Source organism: Leptotrichia sp. SK-5 (genome assembly GCF_055387215.1).
This window is the reverse complement of sequence record NZ_AP028931.1, coordinates 1577816-1598029: the sequence shown is the minus strand read 5'-3', so window position 1 is coordinate 1598029 and position 20214 is coordinate 1577816. Positions and strand designations below refer to the sequence as shown.

The following is a 20214-nucleotide window of genomic DNA, read 5'->3' as shown; positions in this document are numbered from 1 at the left end:
TAGTAATGAAGTGAAAAATAAGTCTAAAGAAATAAATTCAGAAAATAATATGAAATCTGAAAAATTAATAAATCCAGAGGAAATGACACTGCAAGCAAGATATGGTGTTCCGCAAGGATATAAAAGAGTAGTGGTAGAAAAAGGCAGTTTTGCTGAATTTTTAAGAAACCAGAAATTAAAGCCTTATGGAGAAAAAGTGCAGTATTTTAATGGAAATTATAAACGAAGTGAAGGGATTTATGATAGTGTATTTGATGTAGAAATAGGTGACAGAGATTTACATCAATGTGCTGATGCAATAATGCTTTTACGTGCGGAATATTTTTATGGTAAAAAAGAATATGATAAAATTAATTTTAACTTTGTAATAGGATTTAATGCACAGTATTCTAAATGGATGCAAGGTTATCGGATAAATCCTAGTGGGAAAGGAAGTTACTATAAAAAATCACCTTCATCTAATACATACAAGGATTTTAGAAACTTTATGAATATTGTTTTTGGATATGCAGGAACATTATCCCTTGAAAAGGAAATGACACCGCAAAAAATTGAAAATATGAAAATAGGAGATGTCTTTATTATGGGCGGCAGTCCAGGACACGCTGTTATTGTAGTGGATATGGCAGAAAACGAGAAAGGGGAAAAAATATTTATGCTTGCCCAATCGTACATGCCTGCACAGCAGACTCAAATTTTGATAAATCCTGATAATGATGGAGTATGGTATTCATTGAAAGGGAAAGATGTACTTGTAACACCTGAATGGAAATTTCCAGTAGAAAAATTAAGGAAATTTTAGTTATTATAAAATGCATAGTAAAACTATTTTAAAATGGAACTTAAAGGCTATGAGTATACTTTTAAAATTAAGATTAATTTGAATAAAATTGATAGAATAGTTTGAATATATAAAATAAAAAACTCAGAAGATAAATATTATTTTCCGAGTTTTTTTGTTTAAGAAATTAAATAATTAGATTATTTTTTTACTTTTCTTGTTTTTTTGTCTTTTTTTGTTTTTGAACCCTTTGATGATTTTTTTTCAGAAGATTTTTTTCTTCCTTTTTTATCTTTTCTTATGTCTGATTTTTTACCAGACTTTTCTCCGCTGTTTCTATTTCCAGTAGCTTCTTCAACAAGCGGTTTTGAATCTTTTTTAGAATTTAAGGCTCGCATTATGTATTGGGCTTCTTGTAATGGTACGGTTATGAAAGAGTATTTGTCCATAATTTTAACATCTTTTACTTTTCTTCCTGGTGTTTTTGCTTTTTTGTTTAATAAATCAAGCAATCTTCCCACATTATAACCATCTTTACTTCCAAGAGCAATAAATAATCTTGTTTTATCATCAATTTTAACTTTTACATCTTGAATTTCATTATAATTGTCAGGTAAGAATTCATCTTCATAAACATGTCTTAAAACAGATGCAAGGACTTGTTTTGCATCTCTTCCATCCATTAGTTTTTCAGCCAGTTCTTTATAGGCATCAAAATCATTTTCCTTAATGATTTCATCAACATAAGCCACCAATGCTTCTCTTTTTGCCTCAAGAATTTCTTCTACATTTGGAATGTTTTCCCGTTTTATGTCAGTTTTTGTGATACGTTTAATTTGAGCAAGTTTGCTAGCTTCTCTTGGAGTTACAAATGTTATTGCAACACCTTTTTGTCCAGCACGTCCTGTTCTTCCTATTCTGTGAACATAAGACTCGGCTTCTTGCGGAATAGAGTAATTGATAACGTGCGTCAGGTTGCTTACGTCAATTCCACGTGCAGCAACGTCTGTTGCAACTAATATTGTCAATATTTTTTTCTTGAATAAATCAAGTGCCTTTTGTCTAAGTGCTTGAGTAATATCTCCGTGAATACATTCAGCATCGTAGTTTCTAGCTTTTAATTTGTTTGTAACATCATCTACTTCAGATTTTGTACGGCAAAATACAATTCCATAAAAATCTTGTTCATAGTCAAGAACCCTACATAGAGCTTCAAATTTATCTTCCTGTTTTACTTCATAGTAAATTTGTTCAGTCAAATTAGTAGTAAGTTCTTTTTTTTCAACTTTTAATAATTTATGTTCTGGCATAAATCTTTTGGCAATAGCCATAATCGCTTTAGGAATTGTTGCTGAAAAGAATAACATTTTTTTCTCATCGTTAGTTTTTTCCAGAATAGCTTCAATATCTTCCAAAAATCCCATATTTAGCATTTCATCGGCTTCATCTAGTACAAAATAATCTAAATTGTCAACTTTTAGTACTTTTTTTCTCATTAAATCCATAACACGTCCTGGTGTTCCAACGACAATATCTACTCCAGATTTTAATTTTTTTATTTGATTTTCTATAGAAGCCCCACCATAAACAGCAAGTACTTTTAAATCCTTTGTTCCTTTCAAAGAATAAATTTCATCAGCAACTTGATTGGCAAGTTCTCTTGTTGGTGTTAATATTAAGGCTCTAACTGTTTTATCAGCTTCAATTGTTTCCAAAATTGGGATACCAAATGCTGCAGTTTTACCTGTTCCTGTCTGTGCTTGTCCTATCAAGTGAGTTCTTTCTTTTAATAATTCAGGGACTACCAGTTTTTGTATTTCACTTGGCTCCTCGAATCCTTTTTTGCTTAAAGCGTTAAGCATCTCTGTACTTAATCCAAAATCTTCAAATCTTTGCATTACTTTTTTATTTACCTTCTTTCGTTTTATAATTTAATTTATACTTATTTATTTAAAAAAATTTTTGTATATATTATTATACCACACTTTTGTTATTTTTGTACTTAAATTTATCTAAAAAAATATTTTTTTGTAAAAATATACCATAAAGGCTAAATATAACAAAAAAATACAGAAACAGTAAACGTTCCTGTATTGAAAATATTTTATCTATTAGGATGCCAAGTCGAAAGAACCTCTGCTAGCTCTGCTTGATATTTCGGATAACCTTCTTGAGTTAAAGAATAAAGTTTTCCATTGGCTTTAATAAAGTACATTGCTAATACTGTTCCATCATCAAAAGCAACAATTACTCTCTGTCCATTGTAACCATTTAAAGTAACATCATTCATCTCGATATTTTCTTCAGAGATTCCTGAATTAAGATACTTTGCTACTTTTGATATTGCCATTTGTTCAGGAGTGACACTTTGATTATCAACTATACCCAGAGTAATAATGTTTGTATTATCTATGGATACTTGTTTTGCGGTGGAGGGAGTAGCTGGATTAGAATCGACAAATTCATGCCAATTTGTTGGTACTGTAATAAATCCAACTATTTTGCTTCCAAATCTGATAGTTTCTTGTGAGTTTTCTCTTGCAAAAGAGAATAGTGAAATTGCCAAAAATAACACTAATAAAATTTTTTTTAAATTTTTCATTTTCTTTACCTTACCTTCTTTTTAATTAAATAATGTTTGTTAATCAACTTGTTTCCATTTTAAACATTGTCCAGTATAAGTGTTTTTAACAGCACAATAAGTTTTTAATTCATTATAAGTATGGTTACGTAGTTCGGCATCTGCTTTTTCACTTCCTGCGAGTGCCAGTAAACTTGTACAGCTGTTAAATGCTGACATTACTAAAATAACTGTTAAAAGTTTTAAAAAATTTTTCATAAATAATCATTCCTTTCTAATTTTAAAAACGGTAAATTATTTTCTTTTATTTTCAAAATAATTATACAACAAAAAATTCAAAAAGTCAATACGCTTATAATGAAAAATGTAAAAAAATAATAGTAAACAAAAAACTGTTTAATTTATATTTTAAAAGATAAAAAAGTAAGAAGATAAAAAATATTTAATTTGCAATTTAAAAAATGTGTGATATAATTAATAAAAATTGGGTTATTCTTAAAGTAAACTTGAAAATTTAATTGTAAAAAATATAGAATTAAAGTATTATTTTTAGAATAAAATGAATTATAAAATTTGAAAAATTGAAGATAAAAAGGTGAATGCTTTGAATAGACAAAAATTTAATCAATATGAGAAGATAAAATTGTATATTGCAACTTGTTTTTGGGTATTTTCGCTGTCAATTCTTGCTAATGGAAGTAAAAATTCAATTAATAAGAATAAAGTTGAGGACGAAGCTGTAAAAATTGATATTATTATTAATAAGGATGATATTAATGAGTTTGAAAAAGGTAGCAATGATACAAATGATACTGATGAAGATAAAGATTTGATTTTTTTGGATCAGATTAAGGATGACGAAGAAGAAATAAAACAGAAAAAGTTGGAAAAAACTAATAAGCTTGAACGTTTTATTCAAAAAATAGATGAAAAAGTTAATCCAATAATAAAATTCCAAATTTCAAAAAGCTATGGAACGTGGTACCTATTAAAAACAGAAGATAGTTTAGAAAAGGATTTACGAAATGTACGTTATGATTTTTTGCAGCAGGAAAACGGTTACTTAGTTGTTAAAAGTTATTTTGATTCTAAAACGAATAACTGGAATGAAGAAAGACATAGAGCTTGGATAGAAGAAAAAAAAGGACATGTCTATTTGGATGTTGAAAAAAAATATTTTAAGAATAATAAAAACGAAATTGTTTTTTTTGATAAAAATTACCGTTATATGATTATAAGATATAGTAATGGAGTTACAAAGGTATTTTCACGTTATCCAAATAATGATAAAATTTCTCTTGAAAATGAGGAATTGGAAGAATTTGAGCAAATCGTTGAAAGTAAAAGAAATTTAAAAAATGTTGTTTATGACGTAAAAATAAAAAATATTCGTGAAATAGAAAATGAAAATAGAAAAGCTGAATTAAAAGCTAGAACAGATGAATTGGAAAAACAATTAAGTGAAAACCCTGCGAGTGTATTTCAGATTGATACAATTGGTGCGAGAAAAGAGCTAGAACGAAGAAGAAAAAAAGAACAAATGTTAAAGTTTGAAACAAAAGACGGCACTAAAAACGTAGAAGTCATAGAAATTCAGGATAAAGACTTAAAAAATGAAAATGAAACTAAAAATAATGGTAATGACACAGAAACAAATAAGGAATATTAAGTATAATAATTAATTATCAAATTTTTATGTAATAAAATTTGTAAAGTCATTTTCAAAATAGTATTTAAAATAAAAAAAAGCAAATAACTTTTTTGAATACACTAAAATGACTACAAAATATAAAATACTGAATATTTAGGAGAATAAAATGAAGAATACACTAAGAGTTGTTTATGTTGTAATATTTTTGATATTATTTATGTGTCTAGCACTTTTTTATAATTTTTTTGCTGCAAAAAAAGAGTACAAAAATGTTAATATCAATGTAAAAAAAGGAACTACGTTTACACAAATTTATGATGACTTAAAACTAAATTATGGAATAATAGACAGAATTTATCTAAAATTGAATGGCGGAAATATAAAACTAAAAGTCGGAACTTATAAGTTTAATGGGAAATTTTCCAAATATGAAATTATAAAAAAAATTAAAAATAGTGAAACTAATGGAGTAAAATTGACAATACCAGAAGGATTTACTTCAAAACAATTATTTGCAAGAATGGAAGCATTGGAGTTGGGAACAACTGAAGAAATTAATAAAGTATTGAGTGAAGTTGATTTTCCGTATCCACATGAAAATAATAATTTTGAAGGATATTTTTATCCTGAAACTTATATATTTTCTGAAAATGTAACGACAAAACAAGTTATTCAAACAATTCTTGCTGAATTTTTAAAGAAATTTCCACCTGAAAAATATCCTGACAAACAAAAGTTTTATGATACTTTAAAATTGGCTTCAATTGTAGAGGCAGAAGTTCCAGATGCAGTAGATAAACCAAAAGTTGCAGGAATATTTTTAAAAAGGCTAGAAATTGGAATGAGATTAGAGTCAGATGCTACTTTAAAATATGAGTTAGGTAGACAAGCTACAAGAAATGAATTAAAACAGCAAAATACTCCATATAATTCATACAAAGTAAAAGGTCTTCCACCAACACCAATTGGAAATCCACCAATAGAAACTTTTAAAGCAGTATTAAATGCTGAAAAAACAGATAATTTATTTTTCTTTACACATAAGGGAAAGACCTATTATTCAAAAACACATGAGGAACATTTACAAAAGCGTCGTGAGAGCGGACAGTTAAAATAAATTTGGATGTCTAAAAATAAAAAATAGAATTTGGGAATAAATTTAATGGAAAAAACAAAAAAAATTGAAAAAAAAATATTAAAAAAAATGAAGGAAATATTTGAGAATAAACTGATCTTGGAAAAGGAAAGAATTCTTGTTGCATTTTCAGGAGGACCAGATTCAGTTTTTCTTTATCATTTCTTGAATAATCTAAAAAAGAAGTTTTTACTTGAAATTTCGATAGTTTATATTAATCATAATTTACGTTATGATGTTGAAAATGATTTAAAATTTGTAAAGAAATTCGCACTTGAAAATGATGTTGATTATTATGTTGAAAGTGTAGACGTAAAAAAGTATGCAAAAGAAAATAGGAAGTCGCTAGAACTTGCAGCACGAGAACTTAGATACGAGGCAATTGAACGTGTGAGAAAAAAAATAAACTATAATAAGATTGCAACTGGACATAATTTGGATGACAATGTAGAAACATTTGTTTTTAGGCTTTTGCGAGGAACTTCTTTAACTGGTCTCAAGGGAATTCCTAAAATTCGGGAAAATATAATAAGACCGATATTGGAATTTGAGAAAAAAGAAATTTTATACTTTTTAAAACAAAATAATTTAAAATATATAATTGATTATACAAATAACGAAAATGATTTCACAAGAAACTTTATCCGAAATAAAATTTTTCCTAATTTTGAAAAGGTAAATCCAAATTTTAAACAAAAAGTTTATACATTAATAGAAGAAATTAATGAGAGTGAAAATGAAAAACTTGAAATTTCTGAAGTACTTAAAACTAACAAAAAATTCAAGAGCAACTTAAAAGAAAAAGAAAGATTAGCTCAGTTTTTGAAACAAAATAATGTGGAAATTTCAAGAGATAAAATTAATCAAATTTTTGATAGTTTTTTTTATAAGAATGGAATTTTGAAAAATGAAGGGTCAAAAGAAATTTATTTGGGGAAAGATAAATTTTTACAAAATCAATATGGGAAATTGAAGATAATTGAAAACAGAAATGAAAAGTCCAAAATACAAAATATAAATAATTCATTTGAGAAACTGGAAATTTTAAAGAAAAATCAAAGGATTGAGTGGTATAATTATAAGATAGTGTTGTATGAAAACATTAGGGATTATAAAGCTCATTTTGTAAATGAAAGAGATGTGAATTATACATTTTTTAAATTTGCTGATGATATAGAAAAATACGACAGGATTATTGTTAGAAACCGAAGGGATGGGGATAAGATATTTGTAAAAAATTTGGGGCATAAAAAAGTTAAAAAAATATTGATTGATGCAAAAATTTCAAAATGGGAAAGGGATTTGATACCGATTATTGAAATGGAAACTTCTGAGAATCAAGATTATTTAGGAAATTTTGAAAATACAAAGATAGAAATTGAAAAATCAATTTTTGATTTTCAAAATGGAGCAAAAGAAATTAAAACTAAAGAAATTTTAACTGTTTCAGACATTAAATTTTCAAAATTTTTGGAAAAAATTTATAACAATGAAATTAAAGAACTAGAAAATAATAGTAAATTATTAATAATTGGGAGGAAAAATGGCAGATAGAGATAAAAATGACATAAGAAAGCGACTAGAAGAATTACGAAAAGATAATAATAGGCAAAATAATAGACAAAATAATAATAAGTCTCCTTTTTCAGGTTTTTTATTTTTTGTTTTTGTTTTTTTATTATTTGTGTTTACATTAATATTTCAGCGTGATATACAAACATATTTTTTGGAAAAAAGAGATATTCCGTATACGGAATTTGTAAGTAGAACACAAAAGGGAGATTTCCCAGAAATTAGCGAAAAGGATGATAAATTAATTGCACAAGTAAAAGAAAATGGCAAAGATGTTCTTTACTACACTAAAAAAATAACTGAACGTGTTGGAAATGAGCCTAAGATAATCAATGCAGTTGAACAAAAAAAAGTAAAATTAAATGCATTGCAACCATCAGGTGGAGGATTATTTTTGACACTACTAATTCAATTTTTACCAATGGTTATAATGATTGCACTTATGATTTACTTGGCTAGAAAAATGGTTGGTGGTTCGCAAGGTGGAGGACCTGGAAATATTTTTGGTTTTGGAAAATCGCGAGTTAATAAAATTGATAAAAAGCCAGATGTAAAATTTGATGATGTAGCAGGTGTTGATGGAGCGAAGGAAGAACTGCGAGAAGTTGTAGATTTCTTGAAAAATCCTGAAAAATATACAAAGGCTGGAGCAAGAGTGCCAAAAGGAGTGCTTTTATTAGGAAGACCAGGGACTGGAAAAACTTTACTTGCAAAAGCTGTAGCTGGAGAATCTGGAGCATCGTTTTTTAGTATTTCAGGTTCGGAATTTGTAGAAATGTTTGTTGGAGTTGGAGCATCGCGTGTAAGAGATTTATTTGAAAAAGCAAAGGAATCTAGTCCGTCAATTATCTTTATAGATGAAATTGATGCTATTGGTAGACGAAGAAGTGTTGGAAAAAATAGTGGAAGTAACGATGAAAGAGAACAAACTTTAAACCAATTACTTGTTGAAATGGATGGATTTGAAACTGATACAAAAGTTATTGTACTTGCAGCAACAAATAGAGAAGATGTACTTGATCCAGCATTGTTACGTGCAGGTCGTTTTGATAGACGTGTAACAGTTGATGCCCCTGATTTGCAAGGACGTATTGCTATATTAAAAGTGCATTCAAGAAATAAAAAACTTGCAAATGATGTAAGATTGGAAGATATTGCTAAGATAACACCAGGATTTGTTGGAGCTGATTTGGCAAACTTATTAAATGAAGCTGCAATTTTAGCAGCAAGAAGAGCAAGTGATACAATAAAAATGACTGATTTGGATGAGGCTGTAGATAAAATTGGGATGGGACTAGGGCAAAAAGGTAAAATTATCAAACCAGAAGAGAAAAAACTGTTGGCATATCACGAAGCTGGACATGCAATTATGACTGAATTGACACCAGGAGCTGATCCTGTTCATAAAGTTACAATAATCCCTAGAGGCGATGCAGGTGGATTTATGATGCCACTTCCCGAAGAAAAATTGGTAACTACAAGTAGACAAATGTTGGCTGAAATAAAAGTGTTATTTGGTGGACGTGCAGCTGAAGAAATTGGTTTGGATGATGTAAGTACAGGAGCGTATTCTGATATAAAACGTGCTACAAAAGTAGCAAGAGTCTATGTGGAAAGTGTTGGAATGAGTAAAAAACTAGGACCAATTAACTTTGAAAATTCAGATGATGAATACTCATTTGCTCCAAATAAAAGTGATGAAACAGTTAGGGAAATTGATCTTGAAATAAGAAAAATCTTAACTGAAGAGTATTTTAACACATTGAATACATTACAAGATAACTGGAGTAAATTAGAAGAAGTTGTAGACTTGTTACTGAAAAAGGAAACTATTACTGGAGATGAAGTTAGAAGAATTATTAAAGGTGAAACAGCTGAACATATTTTAAAAGAAAATGATAATTCAGAATCAGAAAATCAAACTGAGAAAACTTTTGAAACAGAGCAAGTTGAAAGAACGGAATCAGTAGAAGAAGTAAAAAAAGAAATAATGTTAGAAGAAAAAATAGAAGAGCAAATTGTAGAAGAAGATAAACAACTAGAAGAAAAAAGTAAAACTGAAAAGTTAGCTGAAGCTGTAAGGGAAATCACTGGAGAAACAGGTGGAATATTAGAAAAATCTACGGAAATAGAAGAAACAAAAGATGAATCTGAAAATGATAATCAGGATGAGAATGATAATAATTCCGATGACTCTTCTGAAAATAATGATAATTCAGATGAACATGATAAGGATTCGAAAGATGAATCTGAAAAAGGTAAAAAACGAAAAAGTAAGTTTAAATTACCTAGCTTTATGGAATAAAGTTTAATTCTATTCTAAAGATATTTAAAATCAAATTATGTTACTTAAAATGAATCAGGTAAAAGATACATCTAAATTTAATATTAATAAAATAGAGAGATAACATATAATTTTTATTATTTCTCTATTTTTATTTAAAACGGTTTTTAATTTACTGTAAAAAATACAAAAAATTATAAAAAAGCTATTGACAAATGAAAAAATATATTGTATACTTATTATGTAAAAAGAAAAGAAAATAATTTACCGTAAAAATACTGGTGTGATAAAATTTTTGAAATATATCAACTTAAAATAAAAAAATAATATTAATTATATTTTTTTAAGAAATTGTATGATATAATATTACAAAATAAACAAGGAGGAAGATTTATATGAAAAAAATGTTATTAATCGCATTATTACTAGTAGGAGCAATAAGTTATGGAGCAGGAGGACTTAATTTAAAATTCAATACAGATGGAAAATTGCATGAAGAAAAATTGTTGAACAGAAGTATAGTTTCTGAAGATACAGAATTAGAAATAAGAAAAATAGGAAAGGGGAAATATGAAATTGTCTATTCTCCTGAAGAGCCTGGGGCTAAAGAATATGTAAGCAAGGCAACTTTGAAAAAAAATACTATATGTGGAGAAAATACTTGTATTGGATATGATGTAAAATTAAAAAAAGCAGTATTTCTAGATCCTGAAGACATGAGAGTTATTTATCCTGAATGGTAAAATAGAGGTGTATTTAAGAAGGAGTGGGAAAATGAACAAGAAGAAAGTAGCAGTATTAACAGTAATAATTGGGGCATTATCGTATGCAGCTTATCAAACTGGAAAAAGCAAAGTTAATGAAAAAAATCAAAGAGCAGTTGAAGTTAATCTTACATCGTCTGTTAAAGATAATGGGAAATTTGATTATTATTCTGAAAATGAAATAAGAAATGAATTGCAAAAGGCGGGGGTGAACAAAAAATCAATAGAGGCATTTTTATCAGCTAATAAAATGGCCTTAAATGCAGATATACCGTTGAAACAGAAAAAAGAGATCTTCATGAAAGCTCTTGAAGAAGATAGTAACAATTATTTGGCAATAGCAGCTTTGGGAAAAATTGCTTATGCACAGGATGACCGTTCTACAGCGATAAATTATTACAAAAAATCAATAGAAGTAAATCCAAAATTCCAAAAAGGATATGAAAATCTCATAAGAAGATACAGAGATTATGAAGATTATGAAAATTTGAAAATAACAGCAGAGCAGTTGATAAAACTTTATCCTGAAAATCCTGTAAGCTATGATGGACTGTATCATTACTTCAAATACAAAAAAAATTACAAGAAAGCAATCGAAGCTGGGAAAAAGGCAATAGAGTTGTATTTGAAAGGGGAACCGAAATACTATAATTATGAATTTACAACTACAGATTTGATTCATAGGATAGCAAAAGATTTGGGACAAAAGCCTGAAGAAACTGAACTGACAAATGACTATGAAGGACGAAATTTTCAATTATATATTCTTGATGCTTATATTGAACAAGGTAATGACGAAGAAACTTTTGATTACTTTTTCAATAATTATCAAAAATTTAAAGATAATATTAAATATATGGGAGATATGGCTTATGAGTACAAAGGATGGATAGACGAATATGTCGTATCGTTGAAGCAATTAAACAATAAGTATAAAAATAAAGATAAGAAATTTTATGAGGAAAATTTGAAAAAGTTTGGGACATTAGGATATTAAGGAGAAGATTTATATGAAAAAAACAATGCTAATAGTAGCAGTATTGATTGCTGGAATTATAGGATGTTCAAAATCTGGACAAGATGATGTGTCTGAATCAAAGGTTGATAATAAACAGGAAGTCTCTAATATTTCTGAAAATAATATGCAAAATCATAATAGCAATGAAAATTACGAAACAAGCCTAAAAAAAAGAATAGAGGATATCCAAAAAGAGGTTCAGCCAGGACTGGATAGCGGTGTAACAGCAGATATGAATAATGCGGTTTCAAAACAGGAAGAACTTTTGGAAGCAGAAATGAAAAAAATTTACAGTTTGATTGAAGCAAAATTATCTGATAGTGAAAAAGAAAAATTGAAAAAAGAGCAGGAAGATTGGAAGAAAGAAGTAGAAAAGAATGCTGATGAAGCTGCCAAAGAAGCAGAAGGTGGAACAATATCAGGAGTTATGGGAGGAAACGCTTGGGTAAGTGAAATGGAGAAAAGAGTTTTGGAACTTGCAAAAAGATATGACCTATTAAATAAAAAGTAATAAAGTTAAAAATTCTCATTTTTCTTTAATAGAATTATGGTATATTAATATTGAGATAAAAAAGAATAGAAAATAGGAATAGGAGGAAACGAAAATGAAAAAAATTATTATGGCATTATTGCTATTAATAGGGATTGTTGGGTTTTCAGAAGAAGAATTTAGTTACAAAGGTTATGATTTGCCTTTTACAAGTGATGGAAAATTACATGAGGAAATATTGCTAAAAAGAACAATAACAGCTGATGATACTTCAATAGAAATTAAAAAATTGAAAAATGGAAAGTATCAGTTTTGGGATTATGCTATGTATGATGCAGACGATACTGAAGCTCCAAGAATAAGTGATGCTGTTGTAGAAAAAAACGTACTTTGTGATGAATATATCTGTGTGGGATATGATACAAAATTAAAAGATCCAGTAATTTTAAATAGAAAGACAAAAAGAATAATTAGTATCGTACGTAAAGAAGGTGATAATCAAATGGATGATCCTGAAACTTTGAGAAGATTCCCTGAGGATAATCCTGAAATGTATAAATTATATCGTGATTATTATAAATTGTACAAATAAATTGTGATTAAAAAATGAAAAAATATAAATATTAAATTTAAATAGAAAGAGCAGGTAAAAATTATGAAAAAAATATTATTTTTAATTATGGCATTAACTGCAATACCAGCGTTTGCAGTAAAGGTTACGACAGATGGAAAACATAATTTGGAGAAGGCAGCGGGTAAATACGAAAATGTTGAAATATTCCAAAAAAATGGAAAATGGTATGCAACACGAACATTTGGGGACTATGAAACAGATACAGCTCCAATACTTTTAGGGAAAAATGGAAAATTTTCAGCAGATTATCAAAATACTGATAAAGAAACTTATGCTTACGATACGAAAATGAAAACTTTGGTAATACTTGCTAAAAATGATACAGATCAGATACTTACTATTCAACTGCCTGAAGGGAAAAAAACAAAAGTGACAGTAGATACAGACTTTAATATGAATAAAGTGAAAGGATATTGGTGTGATCAACTGTTTGAAATTGTTCAAAAAAATGGAAAGTGGTATTTCCAAGGTGAAGATGATGGAGGATGGGAAGCACCTATAACTACTGTAACAAAAAATGGTTTTACTACTGGATCTGGAGATGCTGAACATATTAGAAGATATACATTTGATACAAGATTTCAGACATTAGTGGAATATGACAAGGATGGAAATATAGTTGATACATTTATATTAAAGGATTATTGTCCAACAGGATATAATTAATATCTGAATTTTATTTAAAATTAAGTTTACTAAAAAGGGGTTTGTGATTTAATATAAAAAACAAAAATAGGAGTTGATAAAAAATGAAAAAATTATTATTAATAGCAGGATTATTAGTTATAGGAGCTGTTACATTTGCAGGAAATTATGAAAATGAATTGACAGAAAGAATGAAAGTTTCAGAAGAAAAAGCACAAGCTGGATGGGATAGCGGAGTAAGAGCCGATATGGTTAATGCTTCACTGGATTTGGATACTGAATGGGAAAAAGAATTAAACGATGTGTATAATTTGATTTTGAAAAAATTGCCAGCAAAAGAAAAAACAAAATTTAAAGCTGAACAGAATAAATGGTTAAAGGACAGGGAAGTTAAAGTTCAGAAGGCGTATAATAAATATACAAAGGAAGAAGGAGCTAGAATGGCTGGAGAGCTAGCTGCTAGCGAAAGACTGAGCATAACAAAGGAAAGAGCTTTGGAGCTGGCAAAAAGATACGATAAAATTAATGTAAAAAAATAAAAAGATATTTTAATTTGCGGAGATTACTATGAAAAAAATATTATTATTAGGAATGCTTCTTGCAGGAGCGATTGTGTTTGCAGGGAAATATGAAGATGAAATGACAGAAAGAATGAAAGTTGTAGAAGAAAAAGTTCAGCCAGATTTGGAGTCTGGAAGTACAGATGGCATGCTAAATGCTAGCTATAAATTGACAGGCGAATGGGAAAAGGAATTAAACAAAGTTTATGATTTGATTTTGAAAAAGTTACCAGCAAAAGAAAAGTCAAAATTTAAAGCTGAACAGGAAAAATGGATAAAAAGTAGAAAAGCGGCTATAAAAAAGGCATTAGCTGATGAAGAGGACGGACCTAGAATGGCTTTGTTTGGAGCGGCTGGAACTGAATATGAGATGACAAAGGCAAGGGTTTTGGAACTGGCTAAAAAATATGATAAATTAAATAAGTAAAAATAATTATAGTTATGAAATAAATTAGTTTCATAACTATTTTTATTGACTGAGTTATGAAAGTGTAGAAAATATAAAATTAACTGATAGATACATACTCGAACTCGTTTAAAATAGAACTCCTAAAAATTTAAAAATCTAGGGTTTAAGTAAAATAGTTATAGCTTTTAATTTAGTATTAAGGCAGTTTTACTATAAAATACAATCGTATAACAAAAAACACCTTTCGTTTTAATAGGATTGCTAAATTAACATTAATAAAAGAAAGGTGCTATGTTTTGAGCAAATTCTAAAATATTTCTATTTTAAATCATTTATATATTTTTTCACAAAGTCCTGAATATCAGCCTTATCAATTACATTTGAAAATCTTATTTCTGAATTTCTCACTTCTGTTAATTTTTCTGGGAATTTTACACCAGTAATTTCGGATACTTCATCTAAAATTGCGTAAGGCTCTTTTGTTTCATCAAGTCCCAATGCTTTTGCAATTGGAGTTGGGAATTTAAATGGATGTGCTGTTGACATTATTACTGTGTGAATGTTTTTATCTAAGTTGTTGTTATCTAATTTTTCATAAACAGAATAAGCTACTGCTGTGTGCGGATCCATTAAATAATGATAATTTTCATACACACTCTTAATTGCATTTACAGTTTCATCATCGTTTGCAAATTCTCCATAAAATTCATTTTGAATATTTTTCAATTCTTCTTCATTTACAGACAACTCTCCTCCTGAAAGTAAGTTTGTAATCAATTCGTTTACTCTTTCAGAGTTTTCATTTAATGCGTAATACAGGTATCTTTCAAAGTTTGATGAAAGAAGAATATCCATTGATGGTGAGTTTGTTGCGTAAAAATCTCTATTTTTGTTGTATATTCCAGTTTGGAAGAAGTCAGCTAGAACTTTGTTCTTGTTTGAAGCTGAAATAAATTTTTTGATTGGTATACCAAGTTTTTTGGCAATAAATCCAGCCAAAATATTTCCAAAGTTCCCAGTTGGAACTACCACATTAAATTCCTCATCAGCCTTAATTGTTCCAGCCTTTACCAAATTTACGTAAGTTGATACGTAATATATGATTTGCGGGAATAATCTTCCGATGTTAATTGAATTTGCACTAGAAAACATTACATTATGGTCATTTGCATATTTTTTAAATTCTTCGCTGGAAAAAATGACTTTTATGGCACTTTGGGCATCGTCAAAGTTTCCGTTAATCGCAACTATTTCTACATTGTTTCCAAGCTGTTTTCGCATTTGTTCTTCCTGCATTGGGCTAACTCCATTTTTAGGATAAAAAACGACAATGTTAATTCCATCAACATCTTTAAATCCTTCAAGTGCAGCCTTTCCAGTATCTCCAGAAGTTGCAGCGAGAATCAATATTCTTTTATTCTCTTTTTGTTTTTCTTTACTTAAAAGCAGCAAATATGGAAATAATGAAAGAGCCAAATCTTTAAATGCCAATGTTCTTCCATGAAACAGTTCACCGAAGCTTACTTTTTCATTTAATTTATGTACAGGGACAATGTTTTTATCAGTAAAAGTAGTATCGTTATAAGCATTGTTCACAGCATTTTTTATTTCTTCGTCTGAAAATTCTGTAAAAAAAAGTTTTATAATTTTTTCGGAAAGTTCCTGATAAGACAAGTTCTTTAGTTCATCATAAGTCAATTTAACTTCTGGCAATTTTTCAGGGATATAAAGTCCGCCACCATTTGCAAGGCCATGTAATGTGGCAAAAGTTGAGTTTTGTGTTTCTCCGCCTCTTGTACTTTTATAATTCATAATTACACCTCTTCTTTGATTAATTTATTTATAAAACATTATAACATAAAAAAATACCCCAATCAATTGTAATAAAGTATTTTTCTCATTTTTCTTTAATGGCTATTTTGTATAATATAAGTGAGACATAAGAACTTTATTACAAATAATAAATAGAAGAAATATTCCTGAAAAATTTAAAAGAATATCGGCTTGGAAAAGAAGGTGTGAAAAATAAAGCATTTCAATCAATGGAAGGAAAAGTTCACACAGAGTTGCAAAATTTAATAATAGTTATAAAGAGTTTATAAATAAAATTATAGATAGGCAAGGAGATTATTTGCCCTCCTTGTTTTTTTATTGAATTAGTTTTTGAAAGAGAAAATTAACGGTAAATAATTTAATTTAAAATTCTCTCTTCTCTCTATTGACTTTTTTAAAATATATGGTATAATATTTACTGTAAAAAGGTTTAGTTGATTAAAATATGAAATAATTTTAGGAGGAATAGTTATGAAAAAAATAGGATTGGGATTATTTCTGATGATGTCAATGGCGGCATTTTCAGCACCAAATTTTGTAGATGTGAACAGGATACGTAAGGACGGTTACACGATATATCAAGATATAGACAGTACATTTGCATTTACGCAGGAAACAAACGAAATGAAAGTAGCAGTAACACTTTACTTTTCCAATGAAGGAAGTCCAAAGGCTGTAAAGGATATATTTAAAAAAGTTGCACCAAGTAATTTGAGATTATTAGGTGAAATGGAAAATAGTAGAGCCTATATTCAAAAATTTTATGAAAGTTCAACAGGAAAATATATGTATAATATAATAGCCAAAAGAGAAAAAGTTAAAGGATGCTATGTTACAGCACTGCTGACAGTAAATGGAGAAGTCTCAGAAAAGAAATTATCTAGAATAACTGATATAGTAATAACAAATGTTGAACAGTATTTAAGAAAATAATAGAGAATAAGAGGAGATTTTTATGAAAAAAATATTATTAAGATTATTTCTAGCATCGACAGTCTTGTAGTAGGAAAACATCCTAAAGTAAAAAATTGCTATGTTGTAATAGTGTATTCTACAAGTGAAAATTATACTAATAATTTAGAGCGTAAAGCAAACGAGCTTTTGAGTGAAGCAGAAAGTAATTTAAGATAAAAAATAAAATAATAAAAAATAGGAGGAATTATTATGAAAAAATTAATATTAGGACTATGTTTGGCATTTGGAATCGTAGCGTTTTCAGCACCTAGCTTTGTTAATACGAGGGAGATAGAAAGAAAAAATTATAATATCGTTCTTGATGAAGATGCAGCACTTGTTTATTATGGAAAACTTGGAAAAAATAAAGATGTAATAGTAACATATTTTTATGACGGTATTAGCGGAAAAACTGTTTCTAAACTTCTTGAGAGAGAAATTATAGATAAATTAGGAGTAAAATTACAAGGTAACTTTGAAAATAATAGATATTATGTTAGCAAATACTATGATTCGAATGAAAGAAAATATATTTATCATATAGTGGGGAAAAAATCTAAAACAAGAAACTGCTATATTTCTATTGCTTATCTTACAGATGCTAATCTTAATGAAAACCAGATAGTAAAAGATGCAAATACACTTTTAAATGACGCAGAAAGTAATTTGAGAGGATAAAAAATAATTACAAAGTAAAGGGAGTTTTGAAAGAAGAAATATATAAAATTGGCTATTTCCATTTGGGAATAGCTGTTTTTATTATTTTGCATTGTTTTGATTAAAATGATTTTAAAATCTAGGAAATTAAATAAACCTTGATTTAAAATTAAATAAACATAATAAAAAAATGTAGTTTAAAGCAGTATCAGAATAATAAAAAGAATTTAATTACTTGTATTTTTTTTCTGAAAATGGTATCATACTGATGAAAATATGTAAGGAGGGAAATTTTAAATTGAAAAATAGGGTTGAAGAAAAAAATGGTAGATTAAGGATGGAAAATATAAATTCAGAAAATCTAAAAAGTAAAAATAATGAAATAAATAAAAAAGATTTAAAAACAGAAAACTTGAATAAACAAAAAGAGGAAATACTGAAGAAAATATTAAAAGATATGGATGATGAAGTGAAAAGAGAAGAAATTATTCATATGCTTTTAGAACAAAAGGTTTCAAAAGTTATAAAAGAAGAAGAAATTGATAAAAAAAAGTTATCATATAAATTTTCAAATTTTGTTGGAAGTAGGGGATTTATTGTTTTTATGATAATGTTTATAGCAATATGGGTTGGGATAAATATTGTATTTCTTGTGATTAAGCAGTTTAATCCATATTCATATGTAATATTGAATGTTGTATTGTCTTGTTTTATGCTTATTTTCTGTTCACTTATAGTTTTTAATCAAAATAAAAAGAAAAAAATTGATGAAAAAAAGTCTGAAAATGATTATAAAGTGAATTTGAAAAATGAAATTATAATAGAAGATTTACATTATAAGCTAGATGATTTGATTGAAAAGCAAAATGAAATTGCAAAACGAGTTTCAGAGCTGGAAACTAAGAAGAAAGTACCACCAGTAAAGGAAAAGCGAGAATATAAGTTTATTGATATTTCAGAGCATGATGTTAAAAGAAAGTAAAAAAGAATAAATACAGAAAGAAAAGGGGAAAATGAATATTTTTGATTTGAAGGAATTATCTGAAAAAGAGGAAATTGTTAAAATTTTAGCTGAGAATGAAAATATCAAAATTGAGAAAATTATTTCGACTGGACAGACAACAGATTGGCAGGAATCTAAACAAAATGAATTTGTAATTTTAGTTCAAGGTGAGGCTGAAATTGAGTATTTTAAAGATAAAAAATTTGAAAAAAATGAAAATATAATAAAAAACCAAAGGAATACTAATAATAAGAAACTACAATTGACAAAAGGGGATACAGTATTAATTAATAGAGGTGAGAGACACAGAGTAAGCTATACAAGTAAAAATCCTTGCTGTATATGGATTTGTATCTTTTTTAAATAAAAATTGAAAATAAAAAAGTAGGTGAGAGTAATGTTGTTATTTTTAATATTTGCATTGGTTGTCGTTATTGCGACAGGTATACCATTTGTGAAAAAAGGGATTGAAAATAGAAATTTGATGAAGGAATATATCGAACAGGGCCTTGGAAAACATGAGGCGATTGGGAAAATAAAAGATACTAAAACGACAAATGATAAAGTAGTTGAAGGACTGTTTTACTTATCTTTTATAGCTTTGCTTGGTGGTGGATTTTACAACTTTTATTTGTACGAAAATGAAAATTCTGACAATATGACGGCTCAACAACAGTCAGAAAGAACAATGGCAAAAATTACAACAGATCAGAATCAAAATCCTCAAAATCAGCAAAATCAAGGAACACCAATTATTCAAAATAATATAATTACAGATTCTGGCGATACACAAGTTCAGGAAAACGTAAGAAAAGAGCAGGCAAGAATTGACAAAATGTTTGCTGACAGCCAAAAAAATACAGAAAGTTTATTTGAATCATTGAAAAAAAGTTTTGAAAAGCAAGATACTGATTCTGGAATAAAAAATGGTGAAAAAGCATTGGAAAAAGTAAAAAAATCTAACGATTTATTTAAAAAGGCCAAATGTAATCCAACTGGAGATGCCACTTTTGATAAGGAATGTCCAAAACTTCTTGAAAAAGGAAAAGAGCTGTATTCTGCAAAACAAATTGATGTTGAAAAAATGCTAGGTGTATTAAAAGAAATTGAAAAAGGTATAAATAACGTTAAGAACAGTGAAATAGGACAGCAAGCGATGGAAGAAGGCGGTAAATTGTGGGATAGCCTTATGAAAAAAGTGGATGAAATTCAGAAAAAATAAGAATTTTAAAATTTAGAGAAT

General features: G+C 28.1%; 21 protein-coding genes. 17 read left to right on the top strand and 4 right to left on the bottom strand.

Translation table 11 applies throughout. The features are described from left to right. Nucleotides 1-49: 49 nt before the first annotated feature. The gene (locus ACZ5B9_RS08040; RefSeq protein WP_464423939.1) at nt 50-802 is read left to right on the top strand and encodes a DUF4846 domain-containing protein; all 753 of its coding nucleotides are present in this window, start codon (nt 50-52) and stop codon (nt 800-802) included. A 179-nt stretch (nt 803-981) separates the two neighbouring features. On the opposite strand, the gene ACZ5B9_RS08035 is transcribed toward ACZ5B9_RS08040, so the two are convergent. The 3 genes from ACZ5B9_RS08035 to ACZ5B9_RS08025 all read right to left on the bottom strand — a co-directional run bounded on the left by ACZ5B9_RS08035 (nt 982) and on the right by ACZ5B9_RS08025 (nt 3620). Next, complete coding sequence (locus tag ACZ5B9_RS08035; protein WP_464422136.1) at nt 982-2679, bottom strand: DEAD/DEAH box helicase; 1698 nt, start codon at nt 2677-2679, stop codon at nt 982-984. A gap of 206 nt (nt 2680-2885) precedes the next feature. After that, the gene (locus ACZ5B9_RS08030; protein ID WP_464422135.1) at nt 2886-3383 is read right to left on the bottom strand and encodes a hypothetical protein; all 498 of its coding nucleotides are present in this window, start codon (nt 3381-3383) and stop codon (nt 2886-2888) included. Between the two features lie 39 nt (nt 3384-3422). Beyond that, nucleotides 3423-3620, bottom strand: a complete 198-nt coding sequence (locus ACZ5B9_RS08025; protein ID WP_464422134.1) for a hypothetical protein — start codon at nt 3618-3620, stop codon at nt 3423-3425. Between the two features lie 337 nt (nt 3621-3957). Between ACZ5B9_RS08025 and ACZ5B9_RS08020 the strand changes: the two genes are divergently transcribed. From ACZ5B9_RS08020 to ACZ5B9_RS07970, 11 genes are all read left to right on the top strand, one after another. Further along, nucleotides 3958-5031 carry a hypothetical protein gene (locus ACZ5B9_RS08020; protein ID WP_464422133.1) on the top strand — a complete coding sequence of 358 codons (1074 nt, stop codon included), beginning with the start codon at nt 3958-3960 and terminating at the stop codon, nt 5029-5031. Between the two features lie 148 nt (nt 5032-5179). Then, the gene (gene mltG / locus ACZ5B9_RS08015) at nt 5180-6130 is read left to right on the top strand and encodes an endolytic transglycosylase MltG (RefSeq protein WP_464422132.1); all 951 of its coding nucleotides are present in this window, start codon (nt 5180-5182) and stop codon (nt 6128-6130) included. A 45-nt stretch (nt 6131-6175) separates the two neighbouring features. Beyond that, nucleotides 6176-7702, top strand: a complete 1527-nt coding sequence (tilS, locus tag ACZ5B9_RS08010) for a tRNA lysidine(34) synthetase TilS (protein WP_464422131.1) — start codon at nt 6176-6178, stop codon at nt 7700-7702. Further along, complete coding sequence (gene ftsH, locus ACZ5B9_RS08005) at nt 7692-10025, top strand: ATP-dependent zinc metalloprotease FtsH (protein ID WP_464422130.1); 2334 nt, start codon at nt 7692-7694, stop codon at nt 10023-10025. Before tilS ends, ftsH begins: the two co-directional genes overlap by 11 nt. 374 nt (nt 10026-10399) lie before the next feature. Next, the gene (locus tag ACZ5B9_RS08000) at nt 10400-10747 is read left to right on the top strand and encodes a hypothetical protein (RefSeq protein WP_464422129.1); all 348 of its coding nucleotides are present in this window, start codon (nt 10400-10402) and stop codon (nt 10745-10747) included. 31 nt (nt 10748-10778) lie between these two features. Then, complete coding sequence (locus ACZ5B9_RS07995) at nt 10779-11765, top strand: tetratricopeptide repeat protein (protein ID WP_464422128.1); 987 nt, start codon at nt 10779-10781, stop codon at nt 11763-11765. Nucleotides 11766-11778: 13 nt separating this feature from the next. Next, nucleotides 11779-12297 (top strand): lysozyme inhibitor LprI family protein, encoded by a 519-nt coding sequence (locus ACZ5B9_RS07990; RefSeq protein WP_464422127.1) that lies wholly within the window; start codon nt 11779-11781, stop codon nt 12295-12297. 94 nt (nt 12298-12391) lie between these two features. Continuing rightward, nucleotides 12392-12868: a hypothetical protein gene (locus ACZ5B9_RS07985; RefSeq protein ID WP_464422126.1), complete on the top strand. Its 477-nt coding sequence runs from the start codon at nt 12392-12394 to the stop codon at nt 12866-12868. A gap of 63 nt (nt 12869-12931) precedes the next feature. Then, nucleotides 12932-13576, top strand: a complete 645-nt coding sequence (locus ACZ5B9_RS07980) for a hypothetical protein (protein ID WP_464422125.1) — start codon at nt 12932-12934, stop codon at nt 13574-13576. An 83-nt stretch (nt 13577-13659) separates the two neighbouring features. Then, entirely contained in the window at nt 13660-14094 is a 435-nt protein-coding gene (locus ACZ5B9_RS07975; RefSeq protein WP_464422124.1) for a lysozyme inhibitor LprI family protein, read from the top strand. Nucleotides 14095-14122: 28 nt separating this feature from the next. Further along, nucleotides 14123-14542, top strand: coding sequence for a lysozyme inhibitor LprI family protein (locus ACZ5B9_RS07970; RefSeq protein WP_021770073.1), 420 nt, complete (start codon nt 14123-14125; stop codon nt 14540-14542). A gap of 300 nt (nt 14543-14842) precedes the next feature. Here the strand turns inward: ACZ5B9_RS07970 and thrC are convergent, their stop codons facing one another. After that, on the bottom strand, nt 14843-16336 hold the full coding sequence (gene thrC, locus ACZ5B9_RS07965) for a threonine synthase (protein ID WP_464422123.1): 1494 nt from the start codon (nt 16334-16336) through the stop codon (nt 14843-14845). A 492-nt stretch (nt 16337-16828) separates the two neighbouring features. Here thrC and ACZ5B9_RS07960 point away from each other — a divergent pair, with 492 nt between their 5' ends. The 5 genes from ACZ5B9_RS07960 to ACZ5B9_RS07940 all read left to right on the top strand — a co-directional run bounded on the left by ACZ5B9_RS07960 (nt 16829) and on the right by ACZ5B9_RS07940 (nt 20193). After that, nucleotides 16829-17290 carry a hypothetical protein gene (locus ACZ5B9_RS07960; protein WP_464422122.1) on the top strand — a complete coding sequence of 154 codons (462 nt, stop codon included), beginning with the start codon at nt 16829-16831 and terminating at the stop codon, nt 17288-17290. A 231-nt stretch (nt 17291-17521) separates the two neighbouring features. After that, the gene (locus ACZ5B9_RS07955) at nt 17522-17989 is read left to right on the top strand and encodes a hypothetical protein (protein WP_021770070.1); all 468 of its coding nucleotides are present in this window, start codon (nt 17522-17524) and stop codon (nt 17987-17989) included. A 277-nt stretch (nt 17990-18266) separates the two neighbouring features. Further along, nucleotides 18267-18950 carry a DUF1003 domain-containing protein gene (locus ACZ5B9_RS07950; RefSeq protein ID WP_464422121.1) on the top strand — a complete coding sequence of 228 codons (684 nt, stop codon included), beginning with the start codon at nt 18267-18269 and terminating at the stop codon, nt 18948-18950. 31 nt (nt 18951-18981) lie between these two features. Continuing rightward, nucleotides 18982-19338 carry a cupin domain-containing protein gene (locus ACZ5B9_RS07945; protein ID WP_464422120.1) on the top strand — a complete coding sequence of 119 codons (357 nt, stop codon included), beginning with the start codon at nt 18982-18984 and terminating at the stop codon, nt 19336-19338. Between the two features lie 30 nt (nt 19339-19368). Beyond that, nucleotides 19369-20193 (top strand): hypothetical protein, encoded by an 825-nt coding sequence (locus tag ACZ5B9_RS07940; RefSeq protein ID WP_464422119.1) that lies wholly within the window; start codon nt 19369-19371, stop codon nt 20191-20193. Nucleotides 20194-20214: the final 21 nt, after the last annotated feature.

Bases quoted from the DNA above. Each gene is read 5' to 3' on its own strand.
- ACZ5B9_RS08040 (WP_464423939.1), top strand. From the start codon at position 50: ATGAAATCTGAAAAATTAATAAATCCAGAGGAAATGACACTGCAAGCA.
- ACZ5B9_RS08035 (WP_464422136.1), bottom strand. From the start codon at position 2,679: ATGCAAAGATTTGAAGATTTTGGATTAAGTACAGAGATGCTTAACGCT.
- ACZ5B9_RS08030 (WP_464422135.1), bottom strand. From the start codon at position 3,383: ATGAAAAATTTAAAAAAAATTTTATTAGTGTTATTTTTGGCAATTTCA.
- ACZ5B9_RS08025 (WP_464422134.1), bottom strand. From the start codon at position 3,620: ATGAAAAATTTTTTAAAACTTTTAACAGTTATTTTAGTAATGTCAGCA.
- mltG (WP_464422132.1), top strand. From the start codon at position 5,180: ATGAAGAATACACTAAGAGTTGTTTATGTTGTAATATTTTTGATATTA.
- tilS (WP_464422131.1), top strand. From the start codon at position 6,176: ATGGAAAAAACAAAAAAAATTGAAAAAAAAATATTAAAAAAAATGAAG.
- ftsH (WP_464422130.1), top strand. From the start codon at position 7,692: ATGGCAGATAGAGATAAAAATGACATAAGAAAGCGACTAGAAGAATTA.
- ACZ5B9_RS08000 (WP_464422129.1), top strand. From the start codon at position 10,400: ATGAAAAAAATGTTATTAATCGCATTATTACTAGTAGGAGCAATAAGT.
- ACZ5B9_RS07995 (WP_464422128.1), top strand. From the start codon at position 10,779: ATGAACAAGAAGAAAGTAGCAGTATTAACAGTAATAATTGGGGCATTA.
- ACZ5B9_RS07990 (WP_464422127.1), top strand. From the start codon at position 11,779: ATGAAAAAAACAATGCTAATAGTAGCAGTATTGATTGCTGGAATTATA.
- ACZ5B9_RS07985 (WP_464422126.1), top strand. From the start codon at position 12,392: ATGAAAAAAATTATTATGGCATTATTGCTATTAATAGGGATTGTTGGG.
- ACZ5B9_RS07980 (WP_464422125.1), top strand. From the start codon at position 12,932: ATGAAAAAAATATTATTTTTAATTATGGCATTAACTGCAATACCAGCG.
- ACZ5B9_RS07975 (WP_464422124.1), top strand. From the start codon at position 13,660: ATGAAAAAATTATTATTAATAGCAGGATTATTAGTTATAGGAGCTGTT.
- ACZ5B9_RS07970 (WP_021770073.1), top strand. From the start codon at position 14,123: ATGAAAAAAATATTATTATTAGGAATGCTTCTTGCAGGAGCGATTGTG.
- thrC (WP_464422123.1), bottom strand. From the start codon at position 16,336: ATGAATTATAAAAGTACAAGAGGCGGAGAAACACAAAACTCAACTTTT.
- ACZ5B9_RS07960 (WP_464422122.1), top strand. From the start codon at position 16,829: ATGAAAAAAATAGGATTGGGATTATTTCTGATGATGTCAATGGCGGCA.
- ACZ5B9_RS07955 (WP_021770070.1), top strand. From the start codon at position 17,522: ATGAAAAAATTAATATTAGGACTATGTTTGGCATTTGGAATCGTAGCG.
- ACZ5B9_RS07945 (WP_464422120.1), top strand. From the start codon at position 18,982: ATGAATATTTTTGATTTGAAGGAATTATCTGAAAAAGAGGAAATTGTT.
- ACZ5B9_RS07940 (WP_464422119.1), top strand. From the start codon at position 19,369: ATGTTGTTATTTTTAATATTTGCATTGGTTGTCGTTATTGCGACAGGT.